The organism is Pseudomonas sp. Pme6b (genome assembly GCF_058129925.1).
The window spans coordinates 3,329,229-3,346,741 of record NZ_CM176704.1 but is presented as its reverse complement, the minus strand read 5'-3'; the positions used below and the strand labels follow the sequence as shown (position 1 = coordinate 3,346,741).

Here is a 17,513-nt window from a genome sequence, read left to right as displayed (position 1 = left end):
AGGTGGTCAGGCGATTTTCGCATAACCGGGACTTGTTCGGAGATTCCCTAACAGGAGTGCGCCATCACGGTATCTGGAGTGCATCACTGTTGCACTCCCAGCCAGCCTTCGCGACCGGGCAAGTGACCGCGAACAACTTGTCCGCAAGGCAGTTGCTCGATGGATTCCGGCAGCAGCTGGCCCAGCGGGTTGAACTCGATTTCCCGTGCATCGGCCTGCCTTAAAAGCTGCCTGAAGCCGTCCGCCATGACAATGCCTTCGACTTCAGCATGAATGGTGTAGACGTTGAGCCGTTGCGCAGCGAAGCGGTTGAGGATGTATTCGTTGAAGGCACCTGGCTGGAGCTGTGGGCCGACCACCTCGTCGAAGGTCGGCAAGTCCACCGGGATCTGCGGCGTGCCGAGTCTGCCATCAGCCAGTAACGGGCGAAACAGGGTAGCGCCGCGACAGTCGCTGTTGTAGCGGAAGCCAAACGCCTGCTTGGCCTGCACGACATGCTGGTCGGCACGCCAGCCGGCTGCTGCGGAGCAGATCACCGGGTTGCCTAAAATGTCGCTCAGACAGTCGACCCCACGGTGTATCTGTGCGGTCAACTGGCGATCGTTCCAGCGTCCGGCATTGGCTTGCCAGCCATGGTGATCCCACGCATGCAGGCCGACCTCGTGGCCTGCATCCAGAGCGCGACGCATCAACGGGCCAAGGTCGCGTCCGATCGGCTTGCCTGGCCACGCAGTACCCGCCAGCAGAATATCCCAGCCATACAGGCTCGCTGCTCTGGATGCTCAGATCGGGATGATTGGGCCTATGCGGCGGTAGGCTGCCTTACGGCTGTCGGCAGTGCGTCTGACAGTTTGCTCAGATGTTAGTGGAGCGAACGGAGGCGTGGAGGATCAGGCATTATCGGGTCACCTATATAACTCAACTAAATGTCTGTTTAGTTGAGTTATATAGGATATGGCTTGTTGCATAAGTATAAATGGGCGAGGGTTGCTGTTCCAAACCTCGGAACTGTCATATTTATCACCTATCAGGTCATCAGGTCATCAGGTCATCAGGTCATCAGGCTACAGGGTTGGTTTTGGCAGTGCTGTTACATTCCTTTCATACACTTTCGCACATCATCGTCTATAACGTTGCCTGGTTTGATGCAGTCCCTTAGCGGGTTTTCGTCTTGCCTGTCTTCAAACTCAGCTTTGGCTCGATTCCGGCACTGTTTGTTAACAGCCTTGCCCAGCGGCGATGTATCGCCTTTATATGACTCGCATGTCGCTGCATTTGCAGCTTTTTGCATCTGCACGACCATTGGCAGGGTCGCGGGATCTACAGCCCATGCTGGTGAGCTTATGCAGGCAATATCAGTCCTTGATTTCAGGTTTAGCAGGCGTTGGTACCGTCGGGCGGACACTTTACCGCAAAACGTTTTGAATTCGAGTGCTGACTTGGGTACGTGAGCCAGGCGCAATGTCTCGGTCCGTCATTGTTGAAGTTTACGCTGCACATGGGTCGGACACTGAAGTGTGAGGGGCTTCGATTTTCACGTTCTTGAAATACACAGGAGTCAGTTCTCGGCTTCAAATCTGGTGGCCAGGGCTCACCAAGGATGCATGTGTAGGTACGCATAATGTATATTATGTTAAATTATATCTATTTGTAACTGCTACCAGCAACCTTGTGACTGTCAGCCATTAATGCTAATCCTGAAAATCAAAAAAAATACTTAAAAATCAAGCGTTAGCCGATCATTCGTAAGTGCTCTCCTACACGGGCACATCCCCAAATCCGCGAAACCTGATCGACATACGAATATTTCTAGGTGTTCATAGATGCTAGGGCTAGGAGGCATCACATTTGAAAGCGCTGGATTTTCAACACCTTAGAATTCAAGGTTGAATGTCATAGAGACGGATTTCATCTGCATCGAGTATCCGTAAATATTAGATCGAAAGCGTCACCGGAGCTGGCATATCGACTTCTATGAGCTATTTTAAGCTATTTCATCGGAGAATCGTTATGACTGAACCTCGCCCCATGTTCTCTGATCAGGATGCGATAGCGCTTTCGTCCGACGTATATTTCACTTTGCACCCTGAACTTGCCGATTACCTAGCGAGCTTCAGCGTTGAACTAGATCCCGTCTTGATCTTCGATTCGGCGAAGGATTTCCTCCAGGGCTATGCAAACTATGACCAGGCAGCGGACGTTAGTACCACTTTTTTTTATTATCGAGGCATCACTGAGCGATTATTGCTGTGGGCGTGGATCATTAATAAAACCCCCGTTTCCAAGGTCGGTATCAGCGATATTAAAGAATTCCTTAGATTCTGTGCTTCTCCCCCAGAAAGCTGGGTTGGTCGCAGCGCAATGCGCCGATTTAAGCGGAACAGTGATGGCTACTACATCATCAATCGCAGGTGGCGCCCTTTTTCAACTGCTGCCGAAAACTCAGTGGCAAAAGCCAAGGCGCTTAAGAGTATTCGATCAGTATGCACGCAATTTTTTCACTATTTGGAGAAACGCCAGCTAGCAGTTACGAATCCTGCTAGGCATATCGAAGAGTCTTTTATCGATAGTCTTACTGAAAGAAGCGTTTCACTTATTGGACGACTGGAGCGAACCCATTTGAATTACCTATTAAAGGCCGCGGAGAAAATGTGTGAGCATGACAGCGCTCATGAACGATCACTTTTTATTTTAGCTATGATTATATTCATGCTTGTTCCAGTTAGACTTATTTCAGGCAGCAAATCTTGGCGTCCCTCATTACGTGATTTCCAGGAAAAAAATACCATACTGACCTACTGTGCCATCGACGCAGAACGCGTTTTTTGTTTACAGGCACCGGAGGTATTCTCACGCTATTTTGAGCGATACTTAAAAGCGAGAGCTATCGCTAAAAGCGATCGCGCTTCAGCTGACTTGGCTGTTTTCACTACTTTAGGAGGTCGCCCCGGCATAACGTCGAGACAGGTACGTAACGTGATTAAAGACATCAGTCAAACTGCTGTGAGTATGATGACCCAAGATGGCATGACGGAACAGGATACTGCGTTAGTCGCTGCTGCTAGGCTCGATACTATCCGCGCAGCAGCTATTATGGTTTCGCTTCAGGATTTTGGATTCGACAATACACGTAGTCGGCTCGGATACGAGTCTTTAAATGCGCTCCAGAACCGCTGCGCGTCGACGTCAAAAATTACGTTTATGTAAATGAGCTAAGAATTTGAGGTTTAGAGGCGAGTGCGGGCTGATTCTGACAGGCTGAGATCTATCACAAAATGCTATTCAACATTTGCGAAATGTGCACCCTCCTCCCTGGTCCTCATTGCCCAGCTTGATTTCTGCCTTTGAGGATTGGCGGAAATTCGAGAGCTTGCGCGCGCTCCCTTCGGCTGGAAGACTTGTTGTCACCGGTCATTAATTAATGGACAGCTGCCATCAGGTAATAAGCTTTTGATTCTGCTGGATAAATACAGCGCGCGCAAAAATGCATATTCCCGATTTGATCGTTAATCGCCGGAATCCTGTGCTCGAGTGTCGGTGAATTCCCTGCTGCAGGACTTTTCCGCCAATTAACGATCCAAACCCACATGAACTCCAGCGATTAATGACCATGGCGTTCCACCATTTCAGCGTCAACCCGTTGATTCGTTTGGCGTACATTCCACGTCTGAATCTGTAAAGGCTTGTTTCTGAAGCTAACCGTTCGGGCTCAGGTTAGCGCCATGATCGTTAATCACCGGAAAAAGTGCCAAATTTGAGGAGAATTCCGTTGAATAACGGGTATGGAGTTCTCCCAAGTCCTCCGAATAATGACCATGGCCCTTAGCCCGCGTAACTGTAACTTACTGTTTTAAAAAGTTTTTCCTGTCGTTTCGTGAAGCTGCCAGGCGATACCAAAGGCAAACGGTTTGACTATGATTTACCCATTTGGTCAATAACTTGTGGACTAAGGCATCTATAGGAATCTCAACCGCATCGTCGCTATATGCATACGCCCCCAGTCGCTCCCAAGCGCAATCTGGCCAGTAATCTCGAGGTTGTGATGCTGGCGCATTCCAAGTCCACCCATAGCTCAGCCAGAACGCAGTCTAAGTGGGCGATGATCGGCTCTCTGGGTCTGAAGCAAAGATGAAGTCCGGCGCCGGAGTTGCACGCCCCGGTACAGCGGACGGTGGGAAAAAGTCCTCCCAATGTCCTTCCCAAGCATAGCCTAGGTGCTGCATCTCCCAATACGCGAGAGACGCTCCCACTACACTGAACCGCCCCGGGTTTCTCGGAGACTCCAACCTTTGAGAGGATGGAGCGATGAAAAAACTACCGAAGTATTCCCCAGAGGTCCGTGAGCGGGCCATCAGGATGGTTTTCGAACACCTTCCTGAGTACGAGTCGCAGTGGGCCACCATCAGTGCCATTGCCCCCAAGATCGGCTGCACGCCCGAGACATTACGGCTGTGGGTTCGCCAATCTGAGCGCAACAGCGGCCAGCGTGATGGGCTGAGCACAGTCGAACGTGAGCGAGTCAAGCTCTTGGAGCGTGAGAACCGTCAGTTGCGTCAAGCTAACGAGATCTTGCGTAAGGCCTCAGCCTATTTTGCCCAGGCGGAGCTCGACCGCCCATTCAAACGATGAAGACGTTTATTGATGAAAACCGCCAGTCTTACGGGGTCGAGCCGATTTGCAAGGTGTTGCCAATCGCCCCGTCGACGTACTACCGGTACGCTGCTCAGCAGGCTGACCCCAGCCAGCAGTCAGCGCGTGCGCAGCGTGACCAGGAACTGGGTGAGCACATCCAGCGAGTCTGGGATGAGCACTTCCAGGTATATGGCGTGCGCAAGGTCTGGCGACAATTGCTGCGTGACGGACTGCAAGTCGCCCGCTGTACGGTGCAACGTCTGATGGGAGAGCTGGGCCTGCAAGGCGTGGTACGCGGCAAGCCCGTCAAGACGACGGTCAGCGACCAAGCCAGGCCGTGCCCGCAGGATCATGTCAACCGTCAGTTTGTGGCTGAGTGCCCGAACGCCCTATGGGTATCGGACTTTACCTACGTCAGTACCTGGCAGGGTTTTGTTTACGTGGCCTTCATCATTGATGTCTTTGCCCGATTCATCGTCGGTTGGAAGGTGTCCAGTTCAGCGCGTACCGATTTTGTACTCGATGCACTGGAGCAAGCCCTTTACGCCCGTCGCCCAGTCAAGCAGGGTGGACTCATTCACCACAGTGACCGTGGCGTGCAGTACGTGTCCATTCGCTATACCGAGCGTCTTGTCGAAGCCGGTATTGAGCCATCGGTCGGGAGTGTCGGTGACTCTTACGACAATGCTTTGGCTGAGACCATCAATGGTCTTTACAAGGCTGAAGTGATTCATCGACGCTCTTGGCCCACACGGGGGGCGGTGGAGCTGGAAACCCTGAAATGGGTGGACTGGTTCAATCACCGCCGCCTGCTGGAGCCAATCGGTCATATTCCACCGGTCGAAGCAGAAGCAATCTATTATCAGCAACTCACCGAGTCTGCCCAGGTGGCATGACTCAAACAAAAGGGTCTCCGAGAAACCCGGGGCGGTTCACCTGATCATCGGCGGGCCGACGGGCGTAGGTAAAACCTGGCTTGCCTGCGCGCTGGCTCACAAAGCCTGCCGCGACGGTTACAGCGTGCGCTATCTGCGTCTGCCGCGCTTGATGGAAGAACTAGGCCTGGCCCACGGCGATGGCCGCTTCGCCAAATTGATGGCCGGCTACGCCAAGACTGACCTGCTGATCCTGGACGACTGGGGCCTGGCACCGTTTACCGCCGCGCAACGGCGCGACATGCTTGAGCTGCTGGACGACCGCTACGGCAACCGCTCGACGCTGGTGACCAGCCAAATGCCAGTGGACAAATGGCATGCGTTGATCGGCGATCCGACCTTGGGCGATGCGATCCTCGACCGGCTGGTGCATAACGCTTATCGAATTGAACTGAAGGGTGAATCGATGCGCAGGCGCGCAACGAAATTGACGGCGGCAGGGGCTTCAGACTAACAATGCAAACCTGCGTCGCTGCGCTCCGACTGCCTGTCCGGATAAGCGTGGAACGAGTGTCCGGATGTTGGTGGGCTGAGTGTCCGGATGACGTGGAATTCGCAATAAAACCTGTCTGTAAAAGGTCCGGATCAACATGAAGCTCATTGCTGACCCACTGTTCTCTGAAGCCTCGGCTCCGCCGCAGGTATCGCGCATGCTCCTGCAGTACGCGACCGAACGTGGCGTCGATGCCGAGTGGCTATGCCGTGGCCTGGGTTTTGCCCCTGATGACCTGAAAAAGCCCGGCTATCTTCTGTCGCATCGGCAAAGCAACCTGCTGGTACGCCGAACAATCACGGTGCTGGGTGATGACGGCTTGGGTCTGTCGGTCGGCGAGCGCCAGACAGCAGTGTCATGGGGCATTGTCGGGCTGGGTATGCAGGCCAGTCCCACGCTGGGTGAGGCGCTGGACCTGGCCATTCGTTACCAGAAGCATGCCGGTGCCCTGCTCCGCCATCGAATGGCGCTTCATGAAGGTCGCTGCCTGACCTACATGGTGCCGCAGTTCTTTGACCCTGACGTGATCAGTTTTTATCTGGAAGAGGCATTCGCCAGCGCGATGGCCATTGCGCGGCATCTGACTGGGCATCATGACATGCTCCCCAGCCGCATCGAGCTTGAATATCCAGAGCCTGCGCACCGGCAACGATACAGCGAAATATTCCGCTGCCCGGTGGTATTTGCCGGTGCTCACAATCTGATCGAATTCGATGCCCTGTGGCTGGACATTCCATTGTTGACGCGCGATGACTTCGTGGCTGCAGAAGTGGCAGAGTTGCTGGACAGTGCAAACTGGGAAGATAAAGGCACGTCAGATCTTGTCGAAACCGTTCAACGGGAAATACGCAAGCGTCTCTGCGCTCCGCCGTCACTCAATGACCTTGCGCAACAGCTCAATATCGGCGAACGCACCTTAAGGCGTCGTCTTGACGAGGCGGGACAGTCCTATCAGGGCGTCATCGACTCGCTACGCAGGGCCCGGGCATTGTCACTCCTGAGTCACCGTGAAACGAAATTGATCGACGTGGCGACTGAAACCGGCTTCAGCGATATTCGTGATTTCCGTCGGGCGTTCAAACGCTGGACCGGGGTAACGCCCCGCGAAGCCAGATACGAAATTCAACAATTTCGAAAAGACATCCAGGGCCTGTCAACCTCCTGAGTTTTTGCGTACTCGCAAGAACATACGTGATCATCAAACGTCCGCTGCCGCCCCCTTTTTTGTCCGCTCAACCCCTGCGTTCTGTGACCGGTTGTTTATCGTAGCTCTCTGCTCTCCATAAATAATCAAACAAGAGATGGGCCGTGATGACAGAACGAGTGCTTGTTACCGGGGGTGGCGGTTTTGTGGCCTGCCACTTGATTCAGCAACTGCTTGCCAGCGGCAATGTCGTCAATACCACCGTGCGCAACCTCACCAACAGGGCAAAAGTGCTTCCTCTGCTGACGTTGCAAAAGCAACATCCAGGCAAACTTTACCTGTTCGAAGCAGATCTTCTTGTAGACGGCGCGTTTGATGCGCCCATGCACGACTGCACGGTCGTCCATCATGTGGCGTCGCCCTTTCTGCTGCCTGAAAAAATAAAGGACGGCCTCCGGGAAATGCTTGAGCCTGCACTGCTGGGCACCCGGAACGTTCTGAGCAGTGTCGATAAAACGCCCAGCGTCCTTCGTGTCGTCATGACCTCCACCGTCGGGGCAATCTTTGGCGATTACATTGACGTTTTGCACATGAAGAACAAGACCCTTACCGAAGACTATTTCAATACCAGCAGCACGCTTGAAACCAACCCCTATCACTACGCCAAGGTCGAGGCCGAAAAAGAAGCATGGCGGATCTGCGAGAAGCAGACTCGCTGGAGCCTGGTCACTATCAATCCGGGCATGATCCTCGGCCCTTCTCTTACGCCGGCCTCGGACTCCGGAAGCCTGTTTCTTCTGGATGAGATGTTCCGCGGTTACTTCTTCTATGGCATGCCCGACCTGAGTCTGACTACCGTGGACGTCAGGGATGTAGCGGCAGCTCATATCATCGCAGCGAACAAGGTTGACGCTCAGGGGCGCTATATCCTTGCTGAACAACATATGATTTCTTTCGTGGAGATAGCTGGCATTGTGCGCCGTTTGCATCGATGCCCCTGGTTATTGCCGCGTTACCGCATTCCCGACGCTATTGTCAGGTTGATTGGTCCCTTCTTCGGGCTCACTCAGGATTATCTGTGCAAGCACCTCGGCATTCGCTTTGTGGTGGATAACCAGCGCAGCCTGAATGATCTGGGCATCAAATATCGATCCATCACGGAAACGCTGACAGATCATTACCGTTGCTGGGATATGCAGCGTCAGCTCAACAGCCAGGCGAATGAGAAGCTTCGGTCGTGACATTCAAGTTGCTTCACTTCCCGTAACGGAATGGAACGTGCATAGACCTCGCTTATCAGGTTTCACCCGAGGTCTCCCCATGCGCCATCTCGATACCGATTGCCTAGCTGCTTTTGTTGCTGTCATCGATTGCGGCGGGTTCACCACTGCCGGTGAGCGTATCGGCAAGACCCAGGCAGCTGTCAGCCTGATGCTGGGCCGGCTGGAATCCCGGGTCGGGCGCAAGCTGTTGGAGCGGTCACGCCGTGGCGTTACGCTGACGGAGCATGGTGAACGGCTGATCGGCTACGCCAGGCGTATCCAGATGCTCGAAGACGAGGCGCTTGCCGCGCTCGATTGCGGGCAGGAAGCCACTCGCGTTCGTATAGGCATGCCGGATGACTATCTTGAGTCGCTGGGCTGCGAGCTCATGCAGGCGTTCACCCTGCGCTATCCGCATTTACAGGTAGAAATCATCTGTGATTTTTCTTCTCGCCTCGAGTCCATGATTACCGAAGGTAGCATCGACCTGGCGATCATCACCCGCTCCGGCACCAAGGTGCAGGGTGAGTTACTTAGGTGCGAACCGATGTTGTGGTGCGCAGCGCCGGGGCATTTTCCCGAGCAACAGAAGGTTTTGCCGTTGTCGTTATTTACCGAAAGCTGCCGGGCGCGTCCGCAGATCATTGAGGCGCTGGATCTGTTGGGGACGCCCTGGCGGATGGTCAGTTCTTCATCTCATCTGCCGGGCGTCATGCATTCGGTTCGGCTGGGCACCTCGGTGACGGTATTGCCCGCTTCAGTTGTTCCATCTGGCTGGCGCATCCTGAAATCCGAGCAGTTGCCCCGGCTGCCAAGCATCGAACTGGAGCTGCTGGTGCCCGAACATGCCCTGTTGAACACCCGCCGCCTGGCGCATTTCGTCCGTGATTGCTTTCAGGCCGAAAGCCGTTCTGAAAGCGAGTCTCAAAGCGAAGCGATGGCAGCCTTGTAACCTTCAAGCACCGCTTGCAGCGCTTTTTCCTGATGCGCAAAGGTCAGATAAGTTCGGCCAAAGGCAAACGGCATGCTCATGACCCGTTCACGGCGCAGCGCTTTGTGCAGCGAGAGTGTCCACGCGCTGTCAGCCACATGCGCCGCATCGGCGTAGGTTCTGGGTGGCGTCGCCGAGGGCCATAACGTGAACACTGACCCGTAACCCGTACTGCTAACGGCCATGCCTTTGCTGGCAAAGGCTGCGACCACTTGGGCGCGCAGCTGGTCACCGCGTGTCAGCAGTGCGGCATAGTTGGCGGTCGCCAGTTGCTTGAGGGTCGCCAGTACTGCAGCGCACGCTGGCGGCGCTCCACTGTAGGTGCCGGCGCGTACGATTTTTCCCTGCTCGAAAAGACGCATGTATTCGGGTTTGCCAACCAGAGCGGCGACCGGAATACCACTGCCGATCGCCTTGCCGACCGTGGCCAGATCAGGCTCGGCACCCAGCAGCGTGCCGGTCAGCCCTGGACACAGGCGCAACCCCATCAACACTTCATCCAGGATAACCAGTGCGCCATTGCGGTGAGCCAGATCGCTGAGGTGCTTTAAATAGCCCGGCGCAGGCTCGATGCAGCCTGCGTTGGCCAACACGGGTTCCACCACCAGGGCTGCGATGTCGCTGTAATCGCGAAACAGTTGTTCGGCATCCTCAAAATCGTTGTAGCGCAACAGCAGCATGCCATCACGTTCAGGCCGGGTTGTGCCGCTCATCAAGGCCGAGGCCTGCCCCGCATTGCCAAAGGCTACCGAGTCGTACCAGCCGTCATAGCCGGCAGCGAACTTTACAATGCGCTGGCGACCCGTTGCCACGCGCGCGGTGCGGCAGGCCAGGTGCACGGCTTCGCTGCCGGTGTTGAGGAAGATCACCTGGCTGAGATCGCCGGTGAATGTCGCCAATGCGGCAGCAGCGGCCTCCTCGTCCGCGTGGGCAAAGGAAGGCATCGGGCCGTTGAGCATTGCTGCACTGGCCGCTTCCATGACCTCCACCTGAGCATGGCCCAGCATGGTTGCACCAAAACCCATTGCGGTATCCACGTAGCGCACCCCCTTGCTGTCCCACAGCCATGGCCCATTGGAGCGTGCGACATTGAAAGCCTGGCCGTCGATTTCGGGCAAAGCGCGGCCGCCGCTGGAAATTCCACCGATCAAATGTTTCATCTTTATTCTCAGGAAATGGGAGGTATCAATAGCCCATGACGCGGGGCAACCATTGGGTCAGATTCGGGAAAAACACGAGCAAGGCGATGGCAAACGCGGTGGCGATCCAGAACGGTATCAATCGTCGTGATACGGCACCGATATCAATACGTCCTACGTTGCACACCACAAAGATGTTGGTGCCGATAGGCGGAGTGAAAAGTCCCCAACCCAGGGTCATGGTGAAGATAAGGCCGATCTGATAGGGCTCGAAGCCCGCAGCCTTGGCCACGGGGACCAGAATCGGCGCCAGAATGATCATTGCCGGGCCAAGGTCCAGCCAGAAACCGACCACTTTGAGTACCAGAATCACCAGCAATATGGTGACCAGCGGGCCGGTATGCAGGCCGACAATCCAGGTGGCCACTGTATGGGGCACCAGTTCGAAGGTCAGGATCCAGCCAAACGGCATGGCCACAGCCATGATGATCATTACCGAGCCGGTGGTGGTCACCGCTTCGGTCACGGCCGGGAATAGATCGCGCCAGGCCAGTTGTCGATAGACAATGGTACCGACGAACAGCGCATAGAGTACTGACAGCGACGCCGCTTCAGTGGCCGTGGCAAAGCCGGTAACTATCGACCCGAGCACCATGAACGGCATCAGCAACGCAGGCAGCGCGCCACCGGTGTCCCGCAGGAACAGGCCCCAGTCCATCTTGCCTTCAGCTTTTGGAAAGCCCTCGCGAACCCCGACTATGTAAGCGGTCATCATGAAGACTGCGGCGAGCATCAGGCCAGGGATAACGCCAGCCATGAACAGACCACCGATAGACGTGTTGGTCAACACGCCGAACATGATCAGGATGACGCTCGGCGGTACGATAATGCCCAGCGTTCCAGAGGCTGCTGTAACAGCAGCGGCGAAGGCACGTGGGTAGCCACGCGCCTCCATCACCGGAATCATGACCTTGGCAACGGTGCCAGTATCGGCTGTGGCTGATCCGGTCAGACCGCCATAGACGAACGCAGTGGCGACATTTACCTGCCCCAGTCCGCCGCGCAAACGCCCGAAGCAGTGCTCCGCAACACGCATGATGCGCAGCGTCAGACCGCCACGGTTCATCAGCTCTCCGGCCAGCAGAAACAACGGTATCGAGGCCAGGGTCGACGAGTCGGCACCGCGCAGCGTTTGCTGGGCAATCCAGGCCAGCGGCATGTGCAGATCACCCCACAGCAGGGCCGCGATACTGCCACCGGCCATCGCCCAGACAACTGGCAGGCCAGCCATCAGCAAACAGAAAAACGCCAGAAAAAGGATCAGCACGGTCATGGGCGTACTCCGTTGCGAATCAGGCGTGTCAGACGAACCACAGCCAGTAGCGCAAGCATCACGGCGGCGCTGATCAACGCCAGTGAACTCAGCCCGGCGGGCCAGCGCAGCACTGGGGTTGGCATCCAGCCGGTGCGTGAAATGAACGCCACACCGCTGCTCAGCAGCCAAGCGCTGATACCCAGCAGGGCCACACTGGCAAAGGCATCCAGGGCCTTTTGCAAAGACCTTGGCAGCATGCCCACCAGGCCCTGGAATCGCACGTTTTCGTGCCTCATTTCAGCGATCACGGCGCCAATAAATGTCACCCAGATAAACCCGATCGTGGCGATCTCGAACGACCATTCGAAGCCATGCAGATTCAGGTAACGCGAGAAAACGCCTGCCAGAATGGACAGAAAGGTCACGGCGAACATCAGCGAGCCGAATACAGCAAGGCAGCGTTCAGCCAGGCTGCTGGGTGGTTGGTCGGGATGCGGGCTGATAGACATGGCGTCACTCGCCTTGCGCGTCGTGCCGCAGCTGGCTGACGAAGTCTTCGCCCCAGACCTTGCCGAACTGGGCATACACCGGGTTGCTCAACTCGCGGAATGGACGCGGGTTGACGTCATTGAACTTCACGCCTTTGCCCTGCATTTCCTGCTGAATCTTGCTGTACACCGCTTCCAGCTGCGAGCGATACCAGGCTGTGGTGTCTACCACCGCCTTGTCGAGAGCAGCCCGATCAGTTGCGCTCAGGCTTTCATACTTGTCCTTGTTGATGAACCAGAAGTTAGCCGACCACACGTAGTTCGAGAGCGAGACATATTTGGCGACCTCATACCACTTCTGGTCGTAAAAATCGCGCAGCTCGGGCTCCACACCGTCCACTACGCCCGATTGCAGCGAGGTATAAACCTCTCCGAACGGAATCGACTGTCCCAGCCCGCCCAATTGCTTGATGGTTGCCAGAATGACGGGGTTGGGCGGCGTACGTATTTTCAGGCCGCTGAGGTCTGCGGGCTGAATTATCGGGTGTTTGCTGTTGGCGAACTGGCGAAAACCAGAGTCCAGCGCCGAGAGCATGACGAAGCCTTGATCCTGGCCCATGCTGAGGAATTTCTTGCCGGCTGCGCTATCGAGGTAGGCATGCACGGCGACCGAATCTTCGAACAGAAATGGCAGCGACAGCGCGTTCAGGCGTGGATCGATGCCGTCGGTCGAGCCGCCCAGGCCTATGTCGATGGCTCCTGCGCCGACCGAGTCGACAATAGGCGCTTCGTCACCCAATTGCCCGTCGGGATAGACCTGTACGTTCAATTCGCCCTTGGTCTCGGCGCTGACCTCGGCAGCAAAACGTGTCATCGCCTGATTGATCAGGCTGCTGGAGCTTGAGGCGTGGGCTAAACGTAACGTCTGGCCCGCCATTGCGACATTTGCACTGATCAGCAAAGCCAGCCCGGTCAAGGCTCCGAGAACAGCGTTTAGACGAGATGGGAATCTGAGCATGGCGGCGAACCCTACGTTGAATAGCGTTGCAGCCATTAACCATGAGTGCGGACCGTAGCGTCAATTGAGAGATGGCTTTTTGCGATTAGGATGCTTAATGCATCCATACATTTATTTATGGATGCCACTTCCTGCCATTCCAACGTTCTCAGTCAATGCGCCAGGCACTGAAAATCCGCGCCATGAGGGGATCATCGCGAGCAAAGCCGGGCCCGCAGCCGAAAGTGGCCCCAACCACGTTTCCAGTATCGGGTGTTGCTTCATCAGCTTATGAATCAAGTGAGGAAAAACTCCAGTCAACTGCCTCGGAACCCACCGGTCGACGCCTCGAGAGGCGAGCCGTTACTATCGGCGGATGACTAAAGGAGCGCTTTGATGTTTCACGTTATGTTCAGCCTGCCCTGCCTGTACGTTATCGCCAGGTTCTTGTGGCCAATGCCGTGGGCTCTATCGGCAAGAATTGCCGTTGCTCTGCTGCTTGTTCTAGCCTCGCAATATCATCTGTATTGCCGGTTTTCCTCCGGGAGCGTGTTTTCGCCGGAATTTCCACGCACCGTTGTGATGCTGTTCAACTGGGCATTCGGCGCGATCCTGTTGCTTGCGGTGTTGCAAATCATCGTCGATATCGCAACGTTGCTGACGATGCTGATGCGCCGGCAAGCACTGACCATTCCGGCCAATCTGCGCTACGTCATCGGTGTGGCGGCCCTGGCGCTGGCGGCAATCGGCGTGCAGCAGGCCGTGCGCGTGCCGCCTGTGAAAGACATCCAGATCGCGATCAAAAACCTGCCTGTGCAATTCGAGGGCTACAAAGTATTGCAACTGACTGACATGCACATCAGTCGCCTGTTTGACGCACCATGGACGCAGGCGGTGGTGCAGCAGTCAAATGCGCTGGGAGTGAATCTGATCGTCATCACCGGCGACCTGATCGATGGCTCACTCAACAACCGAAAGCAGGATGTCGAAGCGTTGCGCGATTTACGGGCACCTGATGGCGTGTATGTCATACCCGGGAATCATGAATACTTTTTCGACAACCAGACGTGGATGCAGCACTTTGTCTCGCTGGGGATGGTGCCACTCGCCAACAGCCACACTCTGATCGAGCGCGACGGCGCACGGATCGCTCTGGCTGGCGTCACCGATGTGACCGCACCAAAAACCGGCTTCCCCGCGCCAGACGTTGAAAAAGCCATAGCAGGCATCGCAAAAGACACACCGATCATCCTGCTCGACCATCAACCGAGAAACGCGCGAGAAACCGCGGCTAAAGGGGTAACTTTACAACTTTCCGGCCATACCCATGGCGGAATGATCTTCGGTCTTCACCGCCTGCTGGCCCTGGCCAACGGGGGATCTGTGTCGGGGCTTTATGATGTCGGCGGGATGCAGCTGTACGTCAACAACGGCACCGCACTCTGGCCCGGATTTGCCATTCGTCTTGGCCAGCCTTCGGAGTTGACCCGGATTACGCTTCGGCGGGCACCGTAGCTTGCCATTAGTGGCGCGCCACATCCTGTGCGCCCGACGTTCGTGCTACCCGGCACTGGCGCGCGCCCTTATCGGTACTTCGGGCTCGGCCATTGCCAGCAGCGCTGTCACCTGGGCCAAAGGCAAGGGCCGTCCGAACAAGTAACCCTGAGCGAAATCGCACTCGTGGGAGGCTAACCAGTCTGCAAGTTCCTCGTGCTCCACTCCCTCGGCGGTGATTTTCATGCGCAGGCTTTTTCCCAGAGCGAGGATGGCTTTGACCATCTCATTTTGGTTATCCAGTGAGGTGTCAAAGAAAGACCGGTCGATCTTGATTTTGTCGATGGCCAGTTTGGTCAGGTGGTAAAGCCCCGAATAGCCCGTACCGAAATCGTCCAGCGCTACGCTCACCCCCATAGCGCGCAAACGCTCCAGGTTCAGGCGTGCACTGTCGATATTGGCCACAAGGGCATTTTCCGTCACTTCCACTTCCAGCCGACTCAGTGGAAATTGACCTCCACTGGCCACGTGGGCCAACCAGTCGGGAAAATCGACACTTTCGATCATCAATGAAGTGACGTTTATGGACAGCGTAAAGTCGCTGGGCCAGTCACGCGCCTGATCGAAGGCCTGAAGCAGAAGACTTTCAGTGAGTTGCTTGATTAGCCCCAAATGTTCTGCCACGGGTATGAAGTCAAGCGGCATGATAGTTCCACGCTCGGGGTGCAGCCATCGCGCCAATAGTTCGAAGCCCGCGAGGCGTTGCTCCGGAAGATTGACAATAGGCTGATAGAACGGCTGGATTTGCTGTCTTGCAAGCGTTGCATCAGGCGCTTCAAAAGAATGAACGGTACGACCATCGACAGCAATGCAAACCCGGTCGACGTTAATACAAAACGCCAGCGCTCAGCATCTTCGAAGTCTTGATCATACGGTAAGTTCATGGCGTACATGGCGAAGGACTCAAGCTTGAATTCCCACGCGATGGCCACCAAAAAAATAGAAAACAGATAAAACCACAACAGGGTGTAAAGGTATTTACGAGCCATGTGCGGACTGCGAATGAATGACATGAACGCTACGCTCAAATGACGACAGGTGTACGACTGCAGGCAGTTCAGCGGTCGCCAGACTTCACACTAGTAGGCATTCGCTACGCCCTATTGACCCTTGCCAGGATGATGACCGGGAACACTACCGGGCTCGGTAGTGTTCCGCCGTTTGCAACTAACTCGAGCGCTGATCGACAAACCGACTGACGGCTCGAACTACTGTGTTGGCGCCTTGCTGGATTTCCTGGATGACACGATCTGCATCGTTAGCCAGCACCAGCGCCTCGGAAGCCTGCTCGGTACTGCGCACAATCACGCCCACGGCATCTGAAGCAAGGCTCTGATTGGTCTTCACGACGTTTACGATTTCTTCTGCCGCTTTGGTCGTGCGTGAGGCCAACTGGCGTACCTCATCGGCCACCACCGCGAACCCCCTGCCCTGTTCGCCCGCCCTCGCGGCTTCAATAGCTGCGTTCAGTGCGAGCAAATTGGTTTGCTCGGCGATTCCACTGATGGTTTTTATGATCGTTCCAATGACCTGACTTTGAGAGTCCAGTGCCTCGATGCCCCGCGTGGCCTCTTCCATCGAAATCGTCAGCTGGCCCAGCATCTGCAAGGTGTCCTTGATGACTTTTCGGCCTTGCTGGGCACTGCCGTCGGTATCGATAGATGTTTGATAGGCCATCTCCGACGCTTCAGCGACAGCTTTCTCACGCTCAACCTGTTCAGTAATCACCGTTGCAAACTTGGCGATTTTATAGAGCTTGCCATTGGCGTCGGTAATCGGGTTATAGGACGCTTCCAGCCATACATCACGACCGGACTTGTCGACGCGCCGGAAACGGTCAACGATAAATTCACCCCGACGCAGCCTTTCCCAAAACAACGTGTAGGCGTCCGAGGCGGACTCTTCAGGTAAACAAAAAATCTTGTGATGTTTTCCCTTGATCTGATGCAACTCGTAGCCCATTGCCTTCAGAAAGTTATCATTGGCTGCGATGACTATTCCATCGAGGGTGAAGTCGATAACGGCGGTTGACCGTTGCAGTGCGTTCACGAGGGCTTCGTTCTCGCGAGAGGCTTCGATGGTGCGTGTCAAAACGCTTGAGTACAGCGTGATCTGCTCCACACCGCCGGTTTCGTTTTTAAAGGGGACAACCACAGTTCTCAGCCACACCCTGGCCCCTGTTTTGCTGACCAGGCGCAACGTGCCGCTGAAATGTTTGCCATCCCGAATAGCAGCCAGAGCACGCTTCTGGTGAACATCAGCGCTCAGCTCTGGCGGGCTCAACTCAGAGAGACTGCGCCCGGCAATCTCGGCTTGTGCATAGCTCAGTTCTGTCTCGAACAAGGCATTGACTGACTGCACTTTGCCCGCCCCGTCCAGAACGGCGGCAACTGTCTCCAGATTCAGAATTTGCCCTGCTTGTTCAAGCATGGCGAGGCGGCGCTCCAATGCCTTATTGGTTTTTTTCAACTGAGAGTTAAACATTGTGGCTATCCGGGACAGTTTGGGCTTGCCACCTTCATCGGTCATCGAATCGAAATCTTTAGGGAATCTCCGAACAAGT

At 55.5% G+C, this 17,513-nt stretch carries 13 protein-coding genes, 2 pseudogenes and 1 other annotated feature; of the genes and pseudogenes, 7 read left to right on the top strand and 8 right to left on the bottom strand.

Annotated elements, in window-relative coordinates:
• Positions 1 to 83: 83 nt before the first annotated feature.
• Positions 84 to 779, bottom strand: a pseudogene (gene arnD / locus AC4ANE_RS15105) (4-deoxy-4-formamido-L-arabinose-phosphoundecaprenol deformylase); the annotation flags it as partial.
• Positions 780 to 1,090: 311 nt separating this feature from the next.
• Complete coding sequence (locus AC4ANE_RS15100; protein WP_031597969.1) at positions 1,091 to 1,381, bottom strand: hypothetical protein; 291 nt, start codon at positions 1,379 to 1,381, stop codon at positions 1,091 to 1,093.
• A 629-nt stretch (positions 1,382 to 2,010) separates the two neighbouring features.
• Between AC4ANE_RS15100 and AC4ANE_RS15095 the strand changes: the two genes are divergently transcribed.
• The 6 genes from AC4ANE_RS15095 (at position 2,011) to AC4ANE_RS15070 (ending at position 9,418) form a co-directional block, all read left to right on the top strand.
• Entirely contained in the window at positions 2,011 to 3,207 is a 1,197-nt protein-coding gene (locus tag AC4ANE_RS15095) for a hypothetical protein (RefSeq protein ID WP_144106541.1), read from the top strand.
• A gap of 1,098 nt (positions 3,208 to 4,305) precedes the next feature.
• Positions 4,306 to 5,528 (top strand): IS3-like element IS51 family transposase gene (locus tag AC4ANE_RS15090; protein WP_095178853.1). Its coding sequence is split into 2 segments (ribosomal slippage): positions 4,306 to 4,591 and positions 4,591 to 5,528, totalling 1,224 coding nucleotides; the frame shifts between segments, so codons are not numbered across the junction.
• Positions 4,584 to 4,700: a sequence feature (AL1L pseudoknot), on the top strand. (Overlaps the previous gene by 117 nt.)
• Positions 5,512 to 6,021 carry an ATP-binding protein gene (locus AC4ANE_RS15085; RefSeq protein WP_460408995.1) on the top strand — a complete coding sequence of 170 codons (510 nt, stop codon included), beginning with the start codon at positions 5,512 to 5,514 and terminating at the stop codon, positions 6,019 to 6,021. Before AC4ANE_RS15090 ends, AC4ANE_RS15085 begins: the two co-directional genes overlap by 17 nt.
• 136 nt (positions 6,022 to 6,157) lie before the next feature.
• Positions 6,158 to 7,225, top strand: a complete 1,068-nt coding sequence (locus AC4ANE_RS15080; protein WP_002553768.1) for an AraC family transcriptional regulator — start codon at positions 6,158 to 6,160, stop codon at positions 7,223 to 7,225.
• Between the two features lie 146 nt (positions 7,226 to 7,371).
• Positions 7,372 to 8,445, top strand: coding sequence for an NAD-dependent epimerase/dehydratase family protein (locus AC4ANE_RS15075; RefSeq protein WP_002553767.1), 1,074 nt, complete (start codon positions 7,372 to 7,374; stop codon positions 8,443 to 8,445).
• A 79-nt stretch (positions 8,446 to 8,524) separates the two neighbouring features.
• Positions 8,525 to 9,418 carry a LysR substrate-binding domain-containing protein gene (locus AC4ANE_RS15070; RefSeq protein ID WP_002553766.1) on the top strand — a complete coding sequence of 298 codons (894 nt, stop codon included), beginning with the start codon at positions 8,525 to 8,527 and terminating at the stop codon, positions 9,416 to 9,418.
• Here the strand turns inward: AC4ANE_RS15070 and AC4ANE_RS15065 are convergent.
• The 4 genes from AC4ANE_RS15065 to AC4ANE_RS15050 are packed head-to-tail and all read right to left on the bottom strand — an operon-like array spanning position 9,391 to position 13,417.
• Positions 9,391 to 10,617 (bottom strand): aminotransferase class III-fold pyridoxal phosphate-dependent enzyme, encoded by a 1,227-nt coding sequence (locus tag AC4ANE_RS15065; RefSeq protein WP_002553765.1) that lies wholly within the window; start codon positions 10,615 to 10,617, stop codon positions 9,391 to 9,393. The genes AC4ANE_RS15070 and AC4ANE_RS15065 overlap by 28 nt on opposite strands.
• 25 nt (positions 10,618 to 10,642) lie before the next feature.
• On the bottom strand, positions 10,643 to 11,929 hold the full coding sequence (locus AC4ANE_RS15060) for a TRAP transporter large permease (protein ID WP_002553764.1): 1,287 nt from the start codon (positions 11,927 to 11,929) through the stop codon (positions 10,643 to 10,645).
• Positions 11,926 to 12,420, bottom strand: coding sequence for a TRAP transporter small permease (locus AC4ANE_RS15055; RefSeq protein ID WP_002553763.1), 495 nt, complete (start codon positions 12,418 to 12,420; stop codon positions 11,926 to 11,928). The genes AC4ANE_RS15060 and AC4ANE_RS15055 overlap by 4 nt, the downstream gene beginning before the upstream one ends.
• A gap of 4 nt (positions 12,421 to 12,424) precedes the next feature.
• Positions 12,425 to 13,417 (bottom strand): TRAP transporter substrate-binding protein, encoded by a 993-nt coding sequence (locus AC4ANE_RS15050; protein ID WP_031598607.1) that lies wholly within the window; start codon positions 13,415 to 13,417, stop codon positions 12,425 to 12,427.
• 375 nt (positions 13,418 to 13,792) lie between these two features.
• Here AC4ANE_RS15050 and AC4ANE_RS15045 point away from each other — a divergent pair, with 375 nt between their 5' ends.
• Positions 13,793 to 14,911, top strand: coding sequence for a metallophosphoesterase (locus tag AC4ANE_RS15045; protein WP_002553761.1), 1,119 nt, complete (start codon positions 13,793 to 13,795; stop codon positions 14,909 to 14,911).
• Between the two features lie 45 nt (positions 14,912 to 14,956).
• Here AC4ANE_RS15045 and AC4ANE_RS15040 read toward each other — a convergent pair.
• Together AC4ANE_RS15040 and AC4ANE_RS15035 are read right to left on the bottom strand one after the other, a co-directional pair.
• Positions 14,957 to 15,963 (bottom strand): annotated as a pseudogene (locus AC4ANE_RS15040) (EAL domain-containing protein).
• 154 nt (positions 15,964 to 16,117) lie between these two features.
• The gene (locus AC4ANE_RS15035) at positions 16,118 to 17,479 is read right to left on the bottom strand and encodes a methyl-accepting chemotaxis protein (protein ID WP_002553760.1); all 1,362 of its coding nucleotides are present in this window, start codon (positions 17,477 to 17,479) and stop codon (positions 16,118 to 16,120) included.
• Positions 17,480 to 17,513 lie beyond the last annotated feature (34 nt).

Bases quoted from the DNA above. Each gene is read 5' to 3' on its own strand.
- AC4ANE_RS15095 (WP_144106541.1), top strand. From the start codon at position 2,011: ATGACTGAACCTCGCCCCATGTTCTCTGATCAGGATGCGATAGCGCTT.
- AC4ANE_RS15080 (WP_002553768.1), top strand. From the start codon at position 6,158: ATGAAGCTCATTGCTGACCCACTGTTCTCTGAAGCCTCGGCTCCGCCG.
- AC4ANE_RS15075 (WP_002553767.1), top strand. From the start codon at position 7,372: ATGACAGAACGAGTGCTTGTTACCGGGGGTGGCGGTTTTGTGGCCTGC.
- AC4ANE_RS15070 (WP_002553766.1), top strand. From the start codon at position 8,525: ATGCGCCATCTCGATACCGATTGCCTAGCTGCTTTTGTTGCTGTCATC.
- AC4ANE_RS15065 (WP_002553765.1), bottom strand. From the start codon at position 10,617: ATGAAACATTTGATCGGTGGAATTTCCAGCGGCGGCCGCGCTTTGCCC.
- AC4ANE_RS15060 (WP_002553764.1), bottom strand. From the start codon at position 11,929: ATGACCGTGCTGATCCTTTTTCTGGCGTTTTTCTGTTTGCTGATGGCT.
- AC4ANE_RS15055 (WP_002553763.1), bottom strand. From the start codon at position 12,420: ATGTCTATCAGCCCGCATCCCGACCAACCACCCAGCAGCCTGGCTGAA.
- AC4ANE_RS15050 (WP_031598607.1), bottom strand. From the start codon at position 13,417: ATGCTCAGATTCCCATCTCGTCTAAACGCTGTTCTCGGAGCCTTGACC.
- AC4ANE_RS15045 (WP_002553761.1), top strand. From the start codon at position 13,793: ATGTTTCACGTTATGTTCAGCCTGCCCTGCCTGTACGTTATCGCCAGG.
- AC4ANE_RS15035 (WP_002553760.1), bottom strand. From the start codon at position 17,479: ATGACCGATGAAGGTGGCAAGCCCAAACTGTCCCGGATAGCCACAATG.